This window comes from Brevibacillus reuszeri (assembly GCF_001187725.1).
GTDB classification, from domain to species: Bacteria; Bacillota; Bacilli; order Brevibacillales; family Brevibacillaceae; genus Brevibacillus; species Brevibacillus reuszeri.
In genome coordinates this window covers 498666-518837 of record NZ_LGIQ01000007.1, presented here as the reverse complement: position 1 = coordinate 518837, position 20172 = coordinate 498666, and the positions used below count along the sequence as shown (strand labels likewise).

The 20172-nt window shown below is 48.1% G+C and carries 19 protein-coding genes; 2 read left to right on the top strand and 17 right to left on the bottom strand.

The window, feature by feature from the left end; all coding sequences use genetic code 11:
• Window positions 1-20: 20 nt before the first annotated feature.
• From ADS79_RS12200 to ADS79_RS12185, 4 genes are all read right to left on the bottom strand, one after another.
• On the bottom strand, window positions 21-1757 hold the full coding sequence (locus ADS79_RS12200; RefSeq protein ID WP_049738668.1) for an ABC transporter ATP-binding protein: 1737 nt from the start codon (window positions 1755-1757) through the stop codon (window positions 21-23).
• Window positions 1726-3564: an ABC transporter ATP-binding protein gene (locus tag ADS79_RS12195; RefSeq protein ID WP_049738667.1), complete on the bottom strand. Its 1839-nt coding sequence runs from the start codon at window positions 3562-3564 to the stop codon at window positions 1726-1728. The genes ADS79_RS12200 and ADS79_RS12195 overlap by 32 nt, the downstream gene beginning before the upstream one ends.
• A 479-nt stretch (window positions 3565-4043) precedes the next feature.
• Window positions 4044-4325 (bottom strand): hypothetical protein, encoded by a 282-nt coding sequence (locus ADS79_RS12190; protein WP_049738666.1) that lies wholly within the window; start codon window positions 4323-4325, stop codon window positions 4044-4046.
• A 289-nt stretch (window positions 4326-4614) separates the two neighbouring features.
• On the bottom strand, window positions 4615-4959 hold the full coding sequence (locus tag ADS79_RS12185) for a YolD-like family protein (RefSeq protein ID WP_049738665.1): 345 nt from the start codon (window positions 4957-4959) through the stop codon (window positions 4615-4617).
• A gap of 244 nt (window positions 4960-5203) precedes the next feature.
• On the opposite strand from ADS79_RS12185, the gene pdxR reads away from it, so the two are divergent.
• Window positions 5204-6640 carry a MocR-like pyridoxine biosynthesis transcription factor PdxR gene (gene pdxR / locus ADS79_RS12175; RefSeq protein ID WP_049738663.1) on the top strand — a complete coding sequence of 479 codons (1437 nt, stop codon included), beginning with the start codon at window positions 5204-5206 and terminating at the stop codon, window positions 6638-6640.
• An 81-nt stretch (window positions 6641-6721) separates the two neighbouring features.
• Here the strand turns inward: pdxR and ADS79_RS12170 are convergent, their stop codons facing one another.
• The 12 genes from ADS79_RS12170 to ADS79_RS12115 all read right to left on the bottom strand — a co-directional run bounded on the left by ADS79_RS12170 (window position 6722) and on the right by ADS79_RS12115 (window position 18037).
• Window positions 6722-7300: an SCO family protein gene (locus tag ADS79_RS12170; protein ID WP_049738662.1), complete on the bottom strand. Its 579-nt coding sequence runs from the start codon at window positions 7298-7300 to the stop codon at window positions 6722-6724.
• 14 nt (window positions 7301-7314) lie between these two features.
• Window positions 7315-7686 carry a c-type cytochrome gene (locus tag ADS79_RS12165; RefSeq protein ID WP_236699959.1) on the bottom strand — a complete coding sequence of 124 codons (372 nt, stop codon included), beginning with the start codon at window positions 7684-7686 and terminating at the stop codon, window positions 7315-7317.
• A complete protein-coding gene (gene cyoE, locus ADS79_RS12160; RefSeq protein WP_049738661.1) occupies window positions 7686-8549 on the bottom strand; it encodes a heme o synthase in 864 nt (287 codons plus the stop codon). The genes ADS79_RS12165 and cyoE overlap by 1 nt, the downstream gene beginning before the upstream one ends.
• A gap of 34 nt (window positions 8550-8583) precedes the next feature.
• Entirely contained in the window at window positions 8584-8919 is a 336-nt protein-coding gene (gene cyoD / locus ADS79_RS12155; RefSeq protein ID WP_049738660.1) for a cytochrome o ubiquinol oxidase subunit IV, read from the bottom strand.
• Window positions 8920-9546, bottom strand: a complete 627-nt coding sequence (gene cyoC / locus ADS79_RS12150) for a cytochrome o ubiquinol oxidase subunit III (RefSeq protein WP_049738659.1) — start codon at window positions 9544-9546, stop codon at window positions 8920-8922.
• Entirely contained in the window at window positions 9546-11519 is a 1974-nt protein-coding gene (locus ADS79_RS12145) for a cbb3-type cytochrome c oxidase subunit I (protein WP_049738658.1), read from the bottom strand. Before ADS79_RS12145 ends, cyoC begins: the two co-directional genes overlap by 1 nt.
• 38 nt (window positions 11520-11557) lie before the next feature.
• Entirely contained in the window at window positions 11558-12463 is a 906-nt protein-coding gene (gene cyoA / locus ADS79_RS12140) for a ubiquinol oxidase subunit II (RefSeq protein WP_049738657.1), read from the bottom strand.
• A 220-nt stretch (window positions 12464-12683) separates the two neighbouring features.
• Complete coding sequence (locus ADS79_RS12135; protein ID WP_049738656.1) at window positions 12684-13601, bottom strand: pseudouridine-5'-phosphate glycosidase; 918 nt, start codon at window positions 13599-13601, stop codon at window positions 12684-12686.
• A gap of 22 nt (window positions 13602-13623) precedes the next feature.
• Window positions 13624-15093 carry an aminotransferase class I/II-fold pyridoxal phosphate-dependent enzyme gene (locus tag ADS79_RS12130; RefSeq protein WP_236699958.1) on the bottom strand — a complete coding sequence of 490 codons (1470 nt, stop codon included), beginning with the start codon at window positions 15091-15093 and terminating at the stop codon, window positions 13624-13626.
• Window positions 15094-15351: 258 nt separating this feature from the next.
• The gene (locus tag ADS79_RS12125; RefSeq protein WP_049738654.1) at window positions 15352-15747 is read right to left on the bottom strand and encodes a YhjD family protein; all 396 of its coding nucleotides are present in this window, start codon (window positions 15745-15747) and stop codon (window positions 15352-15354) included.
• A complete protein-coding gene (locus ADS79_RS12120) occupies window positions 15744-16985 on the bottom strand; it encodes a DNA polymerase IV (protein WP_049738653.1) in 1242 nt (413 codons plus the stop codon). The genes ADS79_RS12125 and ADS79_RS12120 overlap by 4 nt, the downstream gene beginning before the upstream one ends.
• A gap of 164 nt (window positions 16986-17149) precedes the next feature.
• Window positions 17150-18037 carry an AraC family transcriptional regulator gene (locus tag ADS79_RS12115; protein ID WP_049738652.1) on the bottom strand — a complete coding sequence of 296 codons (888 nt, stop codon included), beginning with the start codon at window positions 18035-18037 and terminating at the stop codon, window positions 17150-17152.
• Window positions 18038-18149: 112 nt separating this feature from the next.
• Here ADS79_RS12115 and ADS79_RS12110 point away from each other — a divergent pair, with 112 nt between their 5' ends.
• Complete coding sequence (locus ADS79_RS12110) at window positions 18150-18509, top strand: VOC family protein (protein ID WP_049738651.1); 360 nt, start codon at window positions 18150-18152, stop codon at window positions 18507-18509.
• A gap of 46 nt (window positions 18510-18555) precedes the next feature.
• On the opposite strand, the gene ADS79_RS12105 is transcribed toward ADS79_RS12110, so the two are convergent.
• Entirely contained in the window at window positions 18556-20103 is a 1548-nt protein-coding gene (locus ADS79_RS12105; protein ID WP_236699957.1) for a hypothetical protein, read from the bottom strand.
• Window positions 20104-20172 lie beyond the last annotated feature (69 nt).

The window sequence follows — 20172 nt, the reverse complement described above, 5'->3', positions numbered from 1 at the left end:
ATCTATATAATTCTCTCGATTCAGGAAGTGAGCCTCCATCCACTTGTCTCTTGCTGAAGCCGCCACAGACGAGCGTACAATCCCCCCTGTGCAACCAGCCCCTCATGCTGACCTTGCTCCACTACTCCCCCATTCTCAAGCACGTAGATGTTATCCGCATTTCGGATTGTTTTCAAGCGGTGAGCGATGGCGATCACGGTTCTTCCCTGAATGAGAGTATCAATCGCTTTTTGAATCTCAGCCTCATTTTCTGGATCGAGGGAAGCTGTCGCTTCATCCAAAAGGACGATCGGTGCATTTTTCAAGATAGCCCTGGCGATAGAAATCCGCTGCTTTTCTCCACCGGATAGCGTGTTGCCGCCTTCCCCCACCACGGTGTCATAGCCATTCGGCAGCTTCATGATAAACTCATGGCAGCAGGCCAGCTTGGCCGCTTCCTCCAGCTCTGCTTGTGTCGCATCGCTTTTTCCAAAGCGGATGTTGTTTGCAATCGTATCCTGAAACAAATACACATCTTGAAAAACCATAGATATACGGGACAGAAGCGCTTCTGGGTCCATGCTCGCCAGAGACTGGCTTCCCATCATCACGATCCCTTCTTTCGGATCATAGAATCTGGCTATCAAGCGCAGCACCGTACTTTTTCCGCTTCCGGAAGGACCTACCAATGCTGTGAAAGAACCCGCGGGCATGTGCATGCTCACCTCGTTCAAAACATTTTTATCAAGGTAGCCAAACGATACTTGTTCGAGAGTGACATCGTTTTGTACGGGCGGCATTTTCTCGCCTTGCATGATTGGCTCATGTAGCAGTTGAACAATTCTCTCGCCCGCCTGTTCGTGATAGCGAAACTCTGCATAGTTGACCAGTGCAGTCGTCAATGGATCGAAAAGACGCGTCCCGACTAGCAAAAACACCACAAAGGTAATCAAATCCAGACTTCCACCGACCAGCAAATACACGCCTACAATCACCATCAGCGTAAGGCCAGACCGGATGAGTGCGATAGCACTGAGAATGATCGGACCGAGTAACCCTTCAATCTGGATGCTGTGTCTCATCAGCTCTCGGAAAGCATTCTCCAGGCGAACGAAGCGCTCCCCAGTCAAATTGTAGGCTTTGATTACCCGAATACCGTTCAAGTACTCTTGTAGACGATTAGCCGCATCAATTTTGGCGCGCATATGATTGGAACCGAGCTTTCTTTGAATCCCCCCAGTCGTCAGCACCAGTAAAATCGCGATTGGAAAAGCAGCAAACAGTGCCAAAGCCATTCTCCAATCAAAAAGAGCAAGACCGACAAGAGCAAGGATCGGCATGATCAACGCCCCAATCATTTGCGGAACCAAGTGCGAAATGCCATGCTCCACCATCGTAAAATCGCCCATCATCATATTCGCCAAATCGCCTGGGTCACGTTTGTGTAGATAGCCGAGAGAAAGCTTGCGCAGATGCTCTGCCAGCTTGGCCCTACCCTCCGCTGCCACGCTGTACGCTCCGCCAAATTGCGCCCTGTACGCCGGGATTTCGCACACATACATCAGGACTAATGAAAGCACCAACCCGCCACATACCCACCACAGTCTTTCCGTAGCCAGCTGGGCGGTAGAGTCGGCAAACGTAGCAAAAATCAGGCGTGCTGCCTCCGCCAAAAGAACAAATGGCAAAATGGCGACGAGATTAGCCAATGTAGTATAAAGCACGGGCTTTAGCAATGAGCGCGGGCTACCCGCCGTAATGTTGTGCAGAATGTTCATACGTGTGCTCCCCTCCCCTCTCTTTTCCGATTTGCCAATCTTCGGCATCGGTGTAAGCTCGCCACATTCTTGCATACACACCGTTCATTGCGACCAGCTCATCATGTCTTCCCTTTTCGGCTAGCTGTCCTGCATGCATGACCAGTATTTGATCTGCATCACGTATCGTTGCCAGACGATGGGCAATCACGATGACCGTCTTGCCTCTCATCAGCTCTCCCAATGCCTTCTGCATCTCATATTCATTTTCAGGATCAGCAAAAGCTGTCGCCTCATCCAAGACAAGAATCGGAGCGTTCTTTAAAATGGCCCTGGCTACAGCAACTCGCTGCTCCTCGCCTCCCGACAAATAGACACCGCCTTCTCCGATTAGCGTATCGTAGCCTTGTGGAAGCTTTTGGATAAAATCATGGCACTGCGCTGCTTTTGCCGCGGCATAAACTGCCTCCGGTGACGCATCCTTCTGGCCAACCGCGATGTTGTTGTACACCGTATCATAAAAGAGAAAGGTATCCTGAAATACAAATGCCACGGTATTCATCAGATCACGTGTAGCCATGTCGCGTATATCCACTCCACCGATCCGAATCGCTCCGGCTTTTACATCCCAAAATCGTGGAATGAGGTTAGCGACTGTTGATTTCCCCGCACCAGATGGACCTACCAGTGCTGTCACCTGACCGTGTCTGGCGAGAAACGATACATCACTGAGAGCTTCTCCTCCGCTATTTCCATTGGACGCATAGGCAAATGATACGCGGTCAAATTCGACATCAAAGGTCTGGGGCGCAAGCGATACGGCTGGCTCTGGAATCGATGTTTCCGCAAAAATACGATCCATCCTCTCTACGCCTTCCCCAATATCGCGCAAGGTTGAGGTCAGAAACATGATCTTGAACATCGGAGCGGAAACTCCCGGTGCCATTACTAAAAAAAAGAACAGCACAGAGGCAAAGGCGACGTTTTGCGGGTCACGGCTTAGCAAAAATACGCCAACTGGCAATAGGAATGCAGCAAACGAACCGAGAATCACCTTGAATGCCAAATAGCCATTTTGAAAATCATTCGTATACCTGACACAATAATCCCGATAGTTGGTCATATCTGCATAAAAGCGGCGAAACGAATGAACCGTCTGTCCAAAAACCTTAATCGCCGGCATCCCGCGCACATACTGCACAGCTGAACCGTTCATGCGCTCCAGCGAGTCGTAATACATTTTGATATTTTCCTTTGTTTTCATACCGGAAAAGGTGATCATCTGAACAACGAAGCCAATGATAATCGGCACGACGCAGGCAATCGCCAACCACACATTCAAATAAAACATGACTACGATCATCGCAATTGTGGTTACCACGACATGGATGAGATCAGGTAACTGATGAGCGACAAACGTCTCTACCTTCTCCACATTTTGTTCCAGCGTCTTCTTTACCGCCCCTGTCGATGTGCCATTCAGCCAGCCAAGTGGCAAACGACCGATATGCGAAGCCAGCTTGACCCGCAAGCCATACAAAATGCGAAAGGCTGCAATGTGCGAGACCAATCCTCCTGCATACATCAAAATCAGGCTTCCGAGCAAACCGCCCAAGGCGATGACGCCCCATTCAATCATATAGGCGCCATCAACCGTAGCAGGAGTCTGGGCATGCATCAGCAGCTCCTCTAAAATGAAATAGACGGACGCGTAAGGAACCAGCATACAAATCGCGCTCAGGGACGAAAGAATTCCTGAGACGACAAGCAAGCCACGCTTTTCATCAGCGATCTCCAACAGGCGCAGTACGCCTCTTTTTTGAGCCATCCGTTCTCACTCCTCTCGATTTATCGATGGTCTTTGTTTCTATCTGTGTTTTTCAATCTGCTTCAAACATTTTGAGAAACCATCCGCTCTGCTTACCGGATCGCCATCACGAGCAACGGCATCCTCTATTTATCATAAAAGAACAAAGTATCTGCCACCGCCAATTGGCGGAGTGGTGATACCTCTGGAGGGAGAATTTTGCGCAAAAAAACAACGTCACTTGTCGTGGACGTTGTCTCTTGTCTTCACTACTTACTGTTTTTTGCTATACAAGCCCGGATTCATGCCATACGTTTTTCGAAAGAGCGTGGCAAAATGACTATAGTTGCTCGTTGGCATTGAATGTGATTATCATTATCAATAAATTCGCTGCTTTTCTGCTTCACTCTGATCGATCTTTACGTTTTGTACACAACAAAAAACCTTTCCTAGCCGGAATGATTCATCTCCGGTGGAAAGGTTACGTTCATTTGTTCACGTTAGTTTGTTGCGGCCTTGTCTTTGATTTTCGTAACAATGTGGTGACCGAGCGGCAAGCCACGCTGCTGCAGCTCATCCGTCGTCAGAATATGGAGCGTCTCACTCTTACACGGCATTGGCATCAATCCGCCTAATGGACTCATTACCCTTCCGATCGTGTCTGTCTCGATAAGAACGTACAGGCCTTTTTCCTCCAACTGTTGAATAAATTCACCCCAACGCTTGGAAGTAATTTGATCGGCGTGCTTGGTGAACATGACACCCATTTCTTGTGCTAACATGTAATATCTCCTTTTTCCTATCCATCAATTATCTGCTTCAAATGATATCCTAACAATACAGGGAAACATCCTGTTCTGGCAAAATCCGTGGCAGTCAATAAAACGCGAAAAACGGTGATTTTCGACCGGTTTTCGTTTCAGGAATCACGCCTCTTCCTCACACACATCGTTTCAACGTGGCACGCTGTTTTTTGCCACTTGCCTTTTCAAAAGGGACCCATTTTTGTCGATTTTCTGAATGATTGTCCTTATTCTTATTTACTGTTTTCCTGCAATTCCCTCTGCTTTTTCACATCCATCTCATGCGCAGTAATTGATTCATGTTAATCCAATGAACCTCTTCCTGATTCATGAGCTTGACGCGCTGGTTGATCATGTCTATTTTTTGAACCCATCCACTTGCCTCATCAACGATGCCAAGCTCCCCTTTTGTGCTTCTCCACCAGTTGACCCTGACCGCTTGATTGGAATGAATCGACTCGTGCATCATACTGTTTATCTCTTGCATTTCATCTTCTTCCAGGATCGGCAGCGGCACCAGTTTTTCGTCTTCTAAATGCTCGACATACAAAACCCTGTGCTCCGGCAGCACAAATCTCATCGAGCCAAAGATATCGTCCTTTTTGCTTGCCATTGTCTCATTCGCCCCTTCAAGAACATATGTTCCCTATTTTATCCGATGCTTTTATTTTTATCAACCTCCTACTCCCTCTTGGCAATGTTTTTCAGGAGCGACCCATCCACTTTGGCCAAAAATGACCCATCCATGTTCAACAGATTGAAATCCTTTTTTGAAAAGGCGAGGGACAGCGAATGATATGATGAGATTGTTGGTTCTTTTCTCTACCTTTTTATCAACTATCAAGGTTGTGATCATCATGTGGAAACCAGATCGCTCTAGTGACCAAACCCTTTATCATCAGATCGCTGATGAAATGGAGCGCAGGATCTCATACGGGGAATTCCCCCCTGGAAGCCAATTGCCCTCCGAAAGAAAATTGGCTGAGCAGCTAGGTGTCAATCGGAGTACCGTCATTCAAGCCTACGAGGAGCTGCGCGCACTGGGCATTATTGAAAGCCGGACGGGAAGCGGCACGAGGGTGAGCAAATTTAAATGGGGGGCTACGCCGAAGCATACGCCTAACTGGCACAGATACGTAGAAGGAGGACACTTTCTCCCGAATTTGCCATACTTGCGCCGCATTAGAGAAGTGCTGCAAAAAGATCCTACCCTTATCGACTTTGCCAGTGGGGAATTGAATTCAGAGCTCTCTCCCAATGAGGAAATCAGTACGCTCATGAAGGAAAAGAAATTTAAGGAATATCTCGGCTATGACAACCCGCAAGGCTATATGCCATTGCGAGAAGAGCTTGTGTCTTATCTGTCGCGCTACCGGAACATCCAGACGACGGACTCCTCCATTCTCATCACATCCGGGTCCCAGCAATCCTTGTATTTGATTACCCAATGCTTGCTTGCTCCTGGAGATGCCGTCGCTATCGAAGATCCTTCCTACATCTATTCCTTGCCGATGTTCCAATCAGCTGGGCTTCGCTTATTCCGACTTCCTGTCGACGAGAAAGGCATCAGGCCCGAGGATATACGCGCTTTATATAAAAAAAATCGGATCAAGATGATCTTTGTAAATCCGAATTTCCAAAACCCGACTGGCACTCTCCTCGACCAGGAACGCCGAATGGAATTGCTGGGCATCGCCACGGAATTGGGCCTCCCCATCGTTGAGGACGATCCTTTCAGCCTGACTGCTTATGACGGTGTCCCGCCGATGCCACTCAAATCCTATGACCAGCTCGGATCGGTGCTCTACATCGGTTCCTTTTCCAAAATAGCAGCATCCGGGCTGCGCGTCGGCTGGATGGTCGCCCCTCATTCTGTTGTCGAGCGATTGGCAGATGCAAGGCAGCAGATGGATTTTGGACTGAGTGTTGTTCCCCAGCGGATCGCTGCCCATTTCCTTGCGTCCGACTATTTTCAGCCGCATTTGGAGCAGCTTCGGATGCGACTGCAATACAAGCGCGATAGTTTGATCGATGCCCTCCAAAAGGAGCTGCCGGGTCAAGTTACGTTCACCATTCCCCAAGGCGGATTGCACTTGTGGTGCAAGGTCATCCCGCAAGTCAACGACAATAAACTGTTTGAGGAAGCAATTCGTAGAGGTGTTGTCATCGCACCTGGGAGTGTCTACGGCTCAGATTCGGGATATGTCCGCTTTACATTCGCGAGAACAAAAGAAGAAGAGATCGCCCCTGGAATTGCAAAATTTGCAGAAGCGCTCCGAACTGTCCTCTCGTAAAAAACAAACGTGCATGCGAATTTCAATCGCTCATGCACGTTTGTTTTATTTCTTCTGTCTACATGTTAACCCGCCTTGCTTTTATTGCTTCGCCAGTATTTTGATATCATTAATGATGTCGTCGTACGTGCTATCCGTCATTCCATCGTATTTGGCAACCACAGTTCCCGATTGATCGACCAAATAAAATGCCGTTCCATGGATAACCTGATCGGTAGCTGTATCCTTATTGATCGTGGACTTGAATGATTTGAGGACAAACGTCTTGATTTCCTCAAACGTGTAGCCTGTAAGGGCATGCCAATTGGTAAAGTCGGCATCGAACTTGGTTAAATAGCTTTTCAAAGCAGCAGGATCATCTCTTTCGGGATCTACCGAAAATGAAACCAGCTCTGCTTCCACACCTGCCTCCTTCAGCTTCTTTTGCAGGTTGGCCATATTCATCGTCATCGTTGGGCAAACCGTCGTGCAATACGTGAAAATAAAGTCGGCAACCCATACTTTGTTTTTCAGATCGTCCAGCGAGAGAGGTTGCCCATCTTGATTGACATACGCAAAGGGCTGCACCTGAATGTTATACGGATTTTGCTTGTCTTTCCCGCAAGCGGCCACCACCACTGTCATCAGACAAAGGATGGACAATAATAGAATTCGTTTCATTGTGAAGCATCCCCCTATTCATTTTTAGAGAGCCACCCCGCCACTGCCTCCATTTCTTCCTTGCTCAGCATCTTCGTAAAAGACGGCATTCCCTTCGCACCTTCGTTCATGACGGCAATGATCTGTTCCTCAGTAAGCTTCGTCCCAACCTGTTTTAAACTAGGGCCGACTAAACCAGATAAATCAGCTGCATGACACGATAAGCAATGCTTCTTGTATAAAGAGGCAGCCACCTCATCTGCCTGTGCAGAGGCAATTTGTACTGAATTCGTATTTTCCGAGTTGCTGCAGGCAGAAATGACAGCCAAACTCAGAATCAGGACCAGCCAAACAAATGAATTCCCCTTCATGAAAGCACACAGCCTTTCTGCTCGATTTTCACTCATCAAAAGGGACGTCCTGTGGTATCCAAAATCATCACGAGAAATACAAGCATCAAGTAATTGACGGAAAGCAGAAAATTCGTTTTGGCCCATTTATCACTATTCTTTGCTCGCAAACCGCTCAGGGTATGGAGTGACCAGATGACCCCGGCAAGCAAAGCGACGATTGCAAAGGAAATACCTGTGTATGCAAGCGTGTACATCAGAACGACGGTAGGAAGCAGAAGAACCACATACGGAATCATTTGTCGCTTCGTTCGCGCTATCCCTTTTCGTACAGGAAGCAGTGGATACCCAGCCGCTCGATACTCCTCCACACGCCTGATCGCGAGCGACCAGAAGTGAGCCGGCTGCCACAAGAACAACAGTGCGAATAACAGCCAGGCCCCTGCGTCCAGCTCACCCGTAACGGCGCAATAACCGATCACAGGAGGCATCGCACCGGAAATTCCACCAATGGACGTACTCCAGGTGGACGTCCGTTTCAGCCACATCGTGTATATCACCACGTACACAAACATTCCAAGCAACCCCAGCCAGCCGCACAGGATGTTCACTTTCCAAAACAGTACCCACTCGCCTGCTACGCCGAGAAGCAAGGCGTACAAAAGTACGCCCCCCTTTTTCAGTCGCCCTGTTGCCAAAGGTCGATCCTTTGTGCGATGCATTTTTTGATCAAGCTTCCAGTCCCACAAATTGTTCAGTACGCAAGACGAAGCCATGGTTAACGCCGTCCCGAGCAGTGTCCACAAGAGCAGCGGCCAATCAGGCACCCACTTAGCCGCTACCCAATACCCGCCAAATGCTGCAAACAGATTTAGTTGCAAGATACGGGGCTTTGTCAGTTGAATCCAATCTCGCAGCAAAGCAATCCCCCCGTTCGTTGCAGTAAAAGCTCACTCATAGCGCTACCATGTTGTACATCATGATCCAGATCGAACCAATCACGATCAATAGCACAATAAAAATCCCCAATATCAATGACATCAGATTGTAGCGCGGCTTCTCCTCATCGCGCAGATGCATGAAGTAAAATAGCTGAACAATAAACTGCAGCACTGCTGTCACCAGGAAAACAATCGTAATCCCCCTGCCTTCCAGCCAATTGTTCGCCAGCACCATAATCGGAATAATCGTGAGCACAAGCGAGAATACAAATCCGGTCACATACGATTTCAGCGATCCATGAGATTCTCCATCATGCTTTGTCATGTCAGAGATGTGTTGCTTTCCCATTTATTTCACCCCCATCAAATACACGATGGTAAAGACGAAAATCCAAACAATATCGAGAAAATGCCAGAACAGGCTGATGATGTTCACTTTGCGCTTTGTCACAGGTGTAATCCCATGCTTCGCGATTTGAAACATGAGAACAATCATCCAAACCAAACCAAACGTAACGTGCAGGCCATGCGTTCCTACCAGCGTATAAAAAGCAGATAGGAATGCACTTGTGCCAATCGTTGCTCCTTCGTGAACCATGTGAGTAAATTCACTTACCTCAAGCGTAATGAAGGTCGCTCCAAGCAGCGCCGTAATCGCGAGCCAGCCGATCAGCGCAGCTTTTTTTCCTTTGTGCATGGCAAGAAGGGCTAGTCCGCTCGTAAAGCTGCTCGTCAGCAAAATGAATGTGCTCGCGTAAATCCCGTTCATCTGGAACAATTCTTTTGCTGTCGGTCCCCCGTTTGTGTTGTTTTGCAGCACGACATATGTCGCAAACAAGGTGGCAAATAAGATAACGTCCGTCATCAGGTAGATCCAAAAGGCAAATGTACGCATCTCCTCCTGATCCGGATGACCATGATGCTCGGCATGTCCACTGACGTTATGGTCATGACTGGAAGCATGGATGTTCGCCATTAGTTGTTCACCTTCCCTATTACAGCTTCTGTACGTTCTATTTCTTCCACGGAAATATAGTAATCGGTATCATAGTTGCACGAATGAACAATCATGCTGACGGCAACGCCAATCAAACCTGGAATGATCAGCCACAGCCAGTCAAACACAAATCCGAATCCTGCTAAAAACCAGAACATAGACATGATGAAGGGAATACCGGAATTTTTCGGCATGTGAATCGGCTCCAGAGTCTCCGCTGTCCTTGCTTCTTGTCCCGCTTCCTTGCGCAGCTTTCTCTCCCACCAATCATCCTGGGAGGTCACCTGCGGCAATGTTGCAAAGTTATACAACGGAGCAGGAGAAGGAATCGACCACTCCAATGTCCGTGCATTCCACGGGTCTCCTGTTGTATCGCGTTTCATGTGCTTGATGCTGTGTGCGATATCCCATATCTGGACGAGGAAGGCGATTCCCATAATGACGGCACCAATCGTAGATACCAGGTTCATTTCGAACCAGCCTTTGTCCCAGCCGTACGTGTATACCCGTCTGGTCATGCCCATCAGACCCAGCGCATATTGCGGCATGAAGCACAAGTAAAATCCAATATTCCACAGCCAGAACGCCCATCGGCCGATTCGCTCATTCAGCTTGAAGCCGAACACCTTTGGCCACCAGTAGTACAAGCCGGCAAAGAAGCCAAATACAACACCGGCAATGATGACTTGATGGAAGTGGGCGATGAGAAAGTAGCTGTTGTGATACTGAAAGTCAGCTGGAGCTACCGACAAAAGAACGCCCGTCATACCGCCTATGACAAAGTTCGGGATAATCCCGATTGTCCACAGCATCGGTGTTTCAAAGGTGATTTTTCCGCGGAACATGGTAAACAGCCAGTTAAATACCTTCACACCTGTCGGAATGGCGATCAGCATCGTGGTCAAGGCGAAGAAAGCATTGACATCTGCACCTGAGCCCATCGTAAAGAAGTGATGCGCCCACACGAGAAAAGAGAGCACGCTGATAATGATCATCGCAAATACCATGGATTTATAGCCAAACAGCTTTTTCTTGGAGAAGGTAGCAACCACTTCGGAAAAAATACCGAATGCAGGCAGCACGATGATGTATACCTCCGGGTGACCCCACATCCAGATCAGATTGATGTACATCATTGGATTACCGCCGCCATCCAGCGTGAAGAAATGGGTCCCTGCGAACCGGTCCATAAACAGCAGCGCAAGAGTCACCGTCAAAATTGGAAACGCAAATATAATGGCGATGCAGCTGGATAAAACGGACCACGAGAACATCGGCATTTTCATCAAAGACATGCCCGGTGCACGCATTTTCAAAATCGTCACAATGAAATTAATCCCGGTCATCAAGCTGCCAATCCCGGAAATCTGAATTCCCCAGACGTAGAAGTCCTGTCCAACGCCGGGATTAAAAGCTTTCTCCGAGTATGGCGGATAAGCCAGCCAGCCGGCATCCGGGGACCCTCCAATGACAAAAGACAAATTGAACAGCATCGCGCCTGCAAAAAAGAGCCAGAAGCTCAGCGCATTCAAAAACGGAAACGCTACATCGCGTGCACCGAGCTGCAATGGCACGATGACATTAAACAATCCGAACATGAGTGGCATCGCCATAAACAAGATCATGATCACGCCGTGTGTCGTAAAAATTTGGTTGTAGTGATCCGCTTGCAAAAACTGCATGTCGGGCATGACGAGCTGAGCCCGCATCAAGAGGGCATCCACTCCACCCCGAAACAGCATGAGGATGGAAGCGATAATGTACATGATGCCGATTTTTTTATGATCGACGCTCGTAATCCACTCGCTCCACAGCCATCCCCATTTCTTGTAGTACGTCAGCACAAATAAGATTGCCAGCATGGTAAGCACAATGCTGACATCCGCACCGTAAATCAAAGGATCGCCTGTCACAAAAAATTCCGAGGCGAATTCTTTTATCTGATCCCACATCGCTTACTCTCTCCTTTTACGCTTCCAAGCCGTATCGATTATTTATCGACCCTGACTTCCTTCATCTCACGCGTCGATAAACCGTGATTGTGCGAGGCAGCATACTTGGTCACTGTCATTTCAAACAAGCCTTCCGGGAATGCCGAGAAGCTTTGGACATCTGATGTCCCTTGCTCAGCCAGCTTTTTATAGCCGTCCAGCGTTAATTCAGGCGAAGAGCTCTTCACTTCCTTCACCCACTGGTCAAAGGAATCCTGAGAAGTCGCTTTTGCCTTAAAGTACATTTTGGCAAACTCTTTTCCCGTAAAGTTAGCGCCTGATCCCATGTATTCACCCTGTTCATCTGCCTGCAAATGAAGGACCATCGCCATCCCTGACATGGCATACATTTGTCCACCGAGCTGTGGAATCCAGAAGGAATTCATCGGAGCGTCAGACGTAATTTCGAAACGGATTGGAACATCCTCTGGAAACTGAACATAATTCACAGTGGCAATTCCTTGCTCTGGATATTGAAACAGCCACTTCCAATCCAGATTGGTCACCTGGATGGTAATCGGCTTGGCCGTTGCTTCCAAAGGCTTGGACGGCTCCAGCGAATACGTGTACTTCACGGTAATAATCCCGATCGTTATGATGATGATGATCGGAATCCCCCACCAGATTGCCTCCAGAGTAGTACTGTGTTCCCAGTTTGGCGTATACTTTGCCTTTCTTCCCTTCCTGTCACGATACCGCCATACGATGACTGCAGTCAGAATCAAAACAGGAATGATCACGACCAGGCATAAAAGCGTCGAGACAATCATCAGGTCTTTTTGTTGTTCACCAATGGGTCCCTTCGGATCGAGCACTACATATTTTTCTGAGCACCCGGTCACGACGAACATCAGCAATAACATGTACAGAACTGCTATACACCGTCCTGCTTTAGACGTTCTCATGTTTTCATCTCCTATCCCCTTTACCAGGGTACTGTTGCAAACAAGTCTTACTGTATAGCCGGACAACAGGTGTGTCACCAGCCAATGACAAAGTGAAAAAGCCAGCCAAGTTCAAGAAACAGAAGCAAAACTGTCAAGATTCGGCCACAAACATGCCAGCGAGGTTGTCGTATAAAAAAACACCGCCAACAGTTGAATATGGCGGTGTTTTGGGTGTTCCTTATTTGTTGTTTTGTTTTAGCGCTACTGCAATTTGGGCAGCCAGCTTTGCATTGTTTTTGACTAAGGCGATATTTGCAGCCAGGCTTTTTCCTCCCGTCAGCTCTTTTACTTTCGCTAGCATGAATGGTGTCACTTGTTTGCCCGAGATGCCATGTTTATTCGCTTCGTGCATGGCTTGAACAATGATATCTTCTATTTCCTCATACGCGATTGCATCCAGCATAGGGATCGGATTTGCTATCACCGCTCCTCCCTTTAGGCCCATTTGCCACTTGGTGTGCAGCATTGCGGAAACCGTTTCGGGAGATTCCATACTTGTCTGTACAGCAAACCCACTATCACGAGAATAAAACGCCGGGAAGCTCTGGGTTTGATAGCCAACGACGGGTACTCCGCATGTTTCAAGATACTCCAGTGTTCTACCAATATCTAGGATCGACTTGCAACCCGCACATACGACTGCAACATTCGTCTGTGCCAGCTCTGTCAAATCCGCCGAAACATCCCAGGTGATCTCGCCTTCGCGGTGAACACCGCCAATGCCTCCAGTCGCAAACATGTGAATGCCAGCGAGCTGCGCTCCGATCATGGTAGCCGCTACTGTCGCCGCACCGATTTTTCGGGAGGACAAAATATAGGGGATATCTCTGCGACTTACTTTTGCCACATCTTTGTTCGTTGCAAACTCTTCCAGCTCGTTTGCATTCAGTCCAACTTTGATGTTTCCGTCCAAAAAGCCGATCGTTGCCGGTACAGCACCGTGATCGCGAATAATTTGCTCTACCTCGGTCGCAGTCTCTCTATTTTGAGGATAAGGCATCCCGTGAGAAATGATGGTGGTTTCCAATGCGACAATCGGCAAATTATGCTCCAGTGCGTACGTAACCTCTTCCGAATAACTCATATACTCTTTCATATTGTTCTCCTCCTAAAGGTAGTTATAGCGAGTCCTCTTTAATCACGCGAAGTGTCTTCAGCTCTGCATCTTCAGAGCCTTGTACAGGCAGTCCCGCTTCTTTATTTCGCAAAGCATAGCGTATGTTTTCTTCTGAAATGATTTCACCTGGGATGAATATAGGGATACCAGGTGGATAGACCATCACAAATTCTGCAATAATCCGGCCTACCGCTTGTTCAATAGGCACTGTCTCTGTTGTGGCGTAAAAAGCATCGCGCGGCGTCACTGCCAGGATCGGCATTTCTGGCAGCTGCATCGCTGCCATTTCCCGCAATCCCCTTTGCTCCTTGTACTGTGCTGACAATTCTTCCAGGGCATAAATGAGGATTTGCAAATCATCCTTTGTGTCACTTGGAGTAATGATGCACAAAATGTTGTACAGGTCCGATAATTCCACTTCGATGTTGTAGCGCTCGCGCAGCCATTTTTCTACCTCGTATCCAGTTATGCCAAGCTCTTTTACTGATATGACAAGCTTGGTAGGATCAAGTGCGAATGCTCCATTTGTGCCAAGGATTTCACGACCAACACAGTAGAGATGGTCAATTTTATTGACTTGCGCCCTCGTTTTTTCAGCTAGCCGGATCGCCCTGTCCAGCAGCTCTTTGCCTACTGTGACTAATCGTTTTCTGGCCACATCCAAAGAAGCCAGCAGCAAATAAGATGTGGAGGTAGTCGTCAGCATATTGGCAACGGCTTGTACACGCTTGATCGAAATGAGGTCTCCGCGCACATTCAATACGGAGCTCTGCGTCATGGAACCGCCCAGCTTATGCATGCTGCTTGCTGCCATATCAGCACCTGCTTGCATAGCCGATAGCGGCATCTTGGGATGAAAGTGCACATGGGAGCCATGCGCCTCATCAACAAGAACAGGTACTCCCTTTGCGTGAGCAAGCGAAACGATTTTTTTCAGGTCACCTGCAATGCCAAAATAGGTTGGGTTGATCACCAAAACAGCTTTTGCATCTGGATGGTTGGCTAGGGCATGTTCTACCGCTTTTGGCGTAATCCCGTGCGAAATCCCGAGTACCGGATCGATTGCCGGATGCAAAAAAATGGGGGTTGCCCCGGATAGCACGACTCCGCTCATAATGGATTTGTGGACATTTCGCGGGAGAATAATTTTGTCTCCCGGATTGCATACAGACATAATCATGGTCATAATCGCCGTGCTGGTTCCTTGTACAGAAAACAGGGTATGATCTGCGCCAAAGGCTTTTGCTGCCAAGTCCTGTGCTTGTTTGATGATTCCTTTTGGCTGATGCAAATCATCGAGAGGTTCAATATTGATCAAATCGATCGAAAGGGCATTTTTTCCAACAAACCCTCGAAATTCTGGATCCATTCCTTTTCCTTTTTTATGACCGGGGATATGGAATTGAATTGGATTTTTTTGCGCATGTTTTCTGAGACCATGAAACAATGGCGTATTTTCTTGATTCGACAACTCTCCCCACCTACTATCCATGTTGTTTTCTTTTTCAGCCGATGTGCCAACTCCCATTTTCGGTTGGCAAGCTGATTATAAGGGAGAATATCGCAGTCAGTATGATCCAATCCCTTTTTAAATTTCCCATCCATTTTTGTCAGCGTGTCCATTTGTGCAATGCCTCAAGTCCTCTTCACAAGAAAAAAGGAGACTCTCCCGCGAGAAAGTCTCCTTTTTCCTCTTTGTATCCCTTAACCAGCGTAGCCGAAAATCAGCTCATAAACTGGTCCGGTCGTCCCGCTGATAATGCTTCATCCATAAGCTGACAAGCTGCTGGCACTCTGCTCTCAATACTTCAATCGAATACATCGCTTCTCTCAAATAGCCACGCTGCCGATAATGAACCACGTACAGATGCCCCTGACGCTGTGTGCTGACAACGGCACAGCCGGATTGCCGCAGACGCCGACGCAGCTGGTGATGCTGACGCTCTGCCCAGCGAGAAAGGTCCTGAAATAGCCAATCGAATACCTCGTCATAAGAAAGCTTCAGCTGCACGATACGAGCCCGCCCCAAATCTACCATGGCCACGCGAAACAAAAGTCCGAACAAAATGTACAGGCGTACCAGTTCTTGCTCTCCCTCTTCTTCCGACGCAATCGGCTCGATCACTTGTAATGCCCCCCGATCTTACGGGCACGCTCTTTTGCCTGACCCGCATGGAGCAAGGAAGTAGCGCGTAGAATAGCGTCTGCTCCATAGCGCGCACGAATATCATCCATGGCATGAGCCAATGAGCGACTTTTTTGATTATCCGTAAACAAATTCAACTGTACGACGTTATCGGGAATCAGCTCTCCCAAATTGACACCAATACTGCGGACAGGAGTCTTCTCCCAATGCCGATCAAACAGATGGCAAGCAGCCTCGTACAGTGTCATAACATCATTGGTGTGCTCGGTCAGCTTCATCTGCCTGCCAAAACCAGTCCCGGCTGCCAAATCAGCTCCCCGACAGCCAACAGAAAGCACGGCGCCCATCCGCTCCTTGCTACGCGCCCTGCGGCATACCTCCTCACACAGCTCCAGCAGCACTACCTTGATCTCTGCAGCCGTATGATAATCGCGTGGAAGCGTCATGTGATGACCGATGCCTTTTTGTGTATCATAAACATTCATGGAAACAGGCGAATCATCCATCCCATGAGCCGTGCGCCACAGCACCTCGCCGTTTACTCCCCAGTGACGAATCAGCACGGATGGTTGCAGAGCAGCGAGCTGCTTGATCTGATAAATCCCCATTCGATGGAAATGGCGCTTCATTCGCGACCCTACCCCAAACAGCTTCTCAATCGGCAGCTGCCAAAGCGTGTCAATCAGCTCCTCCCGCTTGAGCCAAAAAATCCCCGATTCTTGCTTCTTGGCGAAGTTGTCACAAGCCATTTTCGCCAATACTTTATTTTCTGAAATACCTACCCGACAGTTGATCCCTGTCTCCAGCAAAACACGGCGCCGAATCTGTGCAGCCATTTGCATAGGATCGCCAAACAGATGAACACTGCCCGTCACATCGAGAAACTGCTCATCAATCGAGTATGGCTCCACCTTGTCTGTAAACGACTCAAAAATTCGCGTAATCTGCATAGAGGTGCGAATGTACACTTCCATGCGAGGACGTACAACAACGAGATGACGACACTTTTGCTGGGCCTGCCATAAAGCCTCCGCTGTCACGACTCCGAAGGATTTGGCAATCGGACAGGCTGCCAGAATCACACCACTGCGCCTTTCTGGATCACCTGCCACAACAATCGGCTGATTTCGCAATGCGGGATTCGCTCCTTTTTCAACACTTGCATAAAAGCTCTGCATGTCGATCAGAAAAACAATCCGTTTGTTCGCATTGGGCATATAACCATCCCCTGAACAAGAACTTGTGTTCCTATATTATTTCTGTTCTTATTATAGCAAACAAACGTTCGTGTTTATACCTGTATCTTCAGAAAAAAATCCGGTAATGTTTTCCACTTCTACTGCATACGGATGCAGGTGTTCGCACCGCAATGAGCGAAACATTAAACGTGATGCGAGTCATTTCTCTTCACGACTGGTATCCATATTTCACTTTTAAACGTCGGTGAGGTGATGTCTTTCGATTCGTTCCACAAGATTTCCGGACCTTCGGCTTGTTCGTAGTGTGAGGAGGGAAACCATTCTGAGTAAATACGTCCCCATACATCTTGCAGGGTATCAGGAAAAGGTCCAACAACTTCAAATACTGCCCAGCTCGAAGCCGGTACGACGAGCTGTGTAAGAATATCCGGACAGTCCCTCGTGGTCGCCACTCCGATATAATGATCGAGCTCTCCATTGTCCTGTCTGCCTTCGGAAAAGTTCGTAGATGCACTAATTAGACCAGCAGGCTCAACATTGGAAAGACACTTCCAACTGAGAATCGTTTCCTGATCCAGACTTGCCCACATCGATGCAATCTCAGGATTCACACCGTGATAAATCAGAGGTACTCGCTTTTTGATCCCGACAATACGAAACGCTTCTTTTTCTTCCAGACGGTAATTCATTTCTTCTCCCCCTTTAATGGTTAGCTGAAAGGTCATTCGTGGATAGGCTTTTAGCGAATGCCCATCATTTCTGGCTTCTGTCGGCGTTACGCCATGCAATTGTTGAAAAGCTCTAGCAAAAGAATCTGGTGAGTGATACCCGTATTTGATCGCCACATCAATGACTCTCATCTTGCTGTTCTTCAGATCAAATGCTGCCAATGTCATCCGTCTGCGCCGAATGTACTCAGAGAGGGGAATCCCTGAGAGAAAAGAAAACATCCGCTTAAAATGATACTCAGAGCAGCAAGCGATTCTGGCTACTTCTTTGAAATCAATCTCGTTGGTCAGATTTTCTTCCACATAGTTCATAGCTCCGTTCATATATTCAAGCAAATTCACGGATACGACCTCCCTTCACCAATAGACTAGCAGAAAAAATAAAACGCCATCCGACATTTCATGCACGGTTATGCAGGTCTTCCAACCCTTACAGACGAAATGAGGTATTTCAATGACAGCTTCTCCCCTGCTCCCTCAAATCGGGGCGATTTTCGTGCCCGTTCGTGATATCGAGCAAGCCCGTGATTGGTACTGCCGCCTATTAGGAATTGCTGCTGACAATGAAATTTTATTTGGACATTTGTACTGCATTCCGCTGCAAAATGGGCCAACCCTCATCTTAGACAGTAAAATCTTTCCGCAGCATACTCCTGATGATGCCCCGTTGTTTCATTTCAACACAGAGGATATCGATGCGTCCTATCAATTTCTGGAGGAGTGCGGAGTAGAGCTCGTAGGTCCGATTCAAAACGGACATTGGTTTAACATCCGTGATTTTGATGGGAACATGCTGATGATTTGCAAATGCTAGCAATAAGCAAAAAGAAGAGGGCAACGGTCGGAGCATCCTGCACAGGCTAAGGAATACGCGACTGATTGGTTGCTACGTACAGCCACTTCCCGTCGCTGCTTGCACCGAGAAGCGTAAATCCGTAAGACAAGCCCGCTTTCAGCAGTGTTTTTTGCTTCCGATCGGCGTCAAACACGAACAGCTCCATACCATCGCTTTCTTGCGCGGATTCCGCAAACACAAAGCGATGTGTGCCGGGGATCCATATCCCTGTGCCCGCCTGCTGGAGAAGCTGGACCCCGCCTTGGTACAAACCAGCATTCCAGTAATATTGGTAGGCACCATCATCTGTTTGAATAAAACCAGACCAAAAATCAGCGGGCACGGGTGGATTCCAACTCGTCACCTTGCCCGTTTTCCAATCAAAGCGTTGGCGAGCCTCCTCAAAGCTCTTTTCCTCTTTTCGCATGGCAAACGTAACAAAACGCCCATCATCTGCAAAGCTGACCGGGACCACCGCTCCGTCCCATTCGCTCGTCGGCACCCATCCCTTGATGACCCCTGGATAGTGTTTCTCCGTTCCCACTGTCAGATCAAGTACGACCAAATCGAGGTCTTTCTTTTGCTCTGCTTCCCCCACCGCCATCAATAGATGCTTGCGATCACGGCTAAAGCTCACCCCATGGACATACCCATCAACCAAAATTCTGGAGGCAAACTCGCTTTTCGGTACATCGGTCCCGTTGTTTGGTTGTGCATAAAAAAAACCTCGCCGATCAGCCATAAAGTCCCCCGCACCACGATACATGCTTGACAGCTCGATGGGATAAGAAGTTACTGTTTGTGTCTTACTATCATAGATCGAATAGAGCTTGTCGTAGAGAGCATCGCACTCACAATAGTTTGTAAACCGCGTCAGCATAGCATAGCGCTGCTCTGGATCTAAAAGCTCCAAATTGGTCATGACCGAAAAATCAGTCAGCTTTTCAGTTATTTTTCCATCTGCTGCTATTCTCCAAATTTGCTGCGGAGGCAGTACCAGTGCCTGGAACGAAAAATTGTCACCGATCAGACTCCCCTTGGCTGTCCTCGCACCTCCAGCATTTAACACGTATTCTTGCCAAACTGGTTCTTCGCCAGATTTTTCGGGTAGGGTAACCAGCAATTGCAGCTGGCGATCATGAAGCCAATGAAAAGATAGGTCAGGATTGATAAAACCCTCATCCTCACGAGTGCTTTCCTCTTTGGCATGTTTACGGATTGCCGACTCAACACTCCCCCGATCCATTACCTCTCGGAAAAAGAAAGTATACGTTTGTGGGTTAACGCCAACGACAGTCCTCAGGGGCGAATGAAGCCGGGGCTCTTCCTTTAATTGAATAAGCACATCGTCTTGCATCGCAGCATAGTCGTAGGCAATCTCAGCTGGCCCCCAGTCAGTAGGCTTTGCGGAAGCTCCGCCAGATGCCGATAATTGATCAGACGAGCCAGATGCTTGCTGAGAAATGGCAGGCGTTTCCCCTTGTGACTTCGTTGGTTTAGAGCCGCAGCCTGCTACCGCAAGCAGAGTGAAACCAAGTAAAATGCTCATGCCTTGACGAATAAATAAAGACACGATTTAGCTCCCCTTTTCCGGTTACAGTATTTTCCTATTTGATAGACGTCCATTCCATATCCAGCGTTA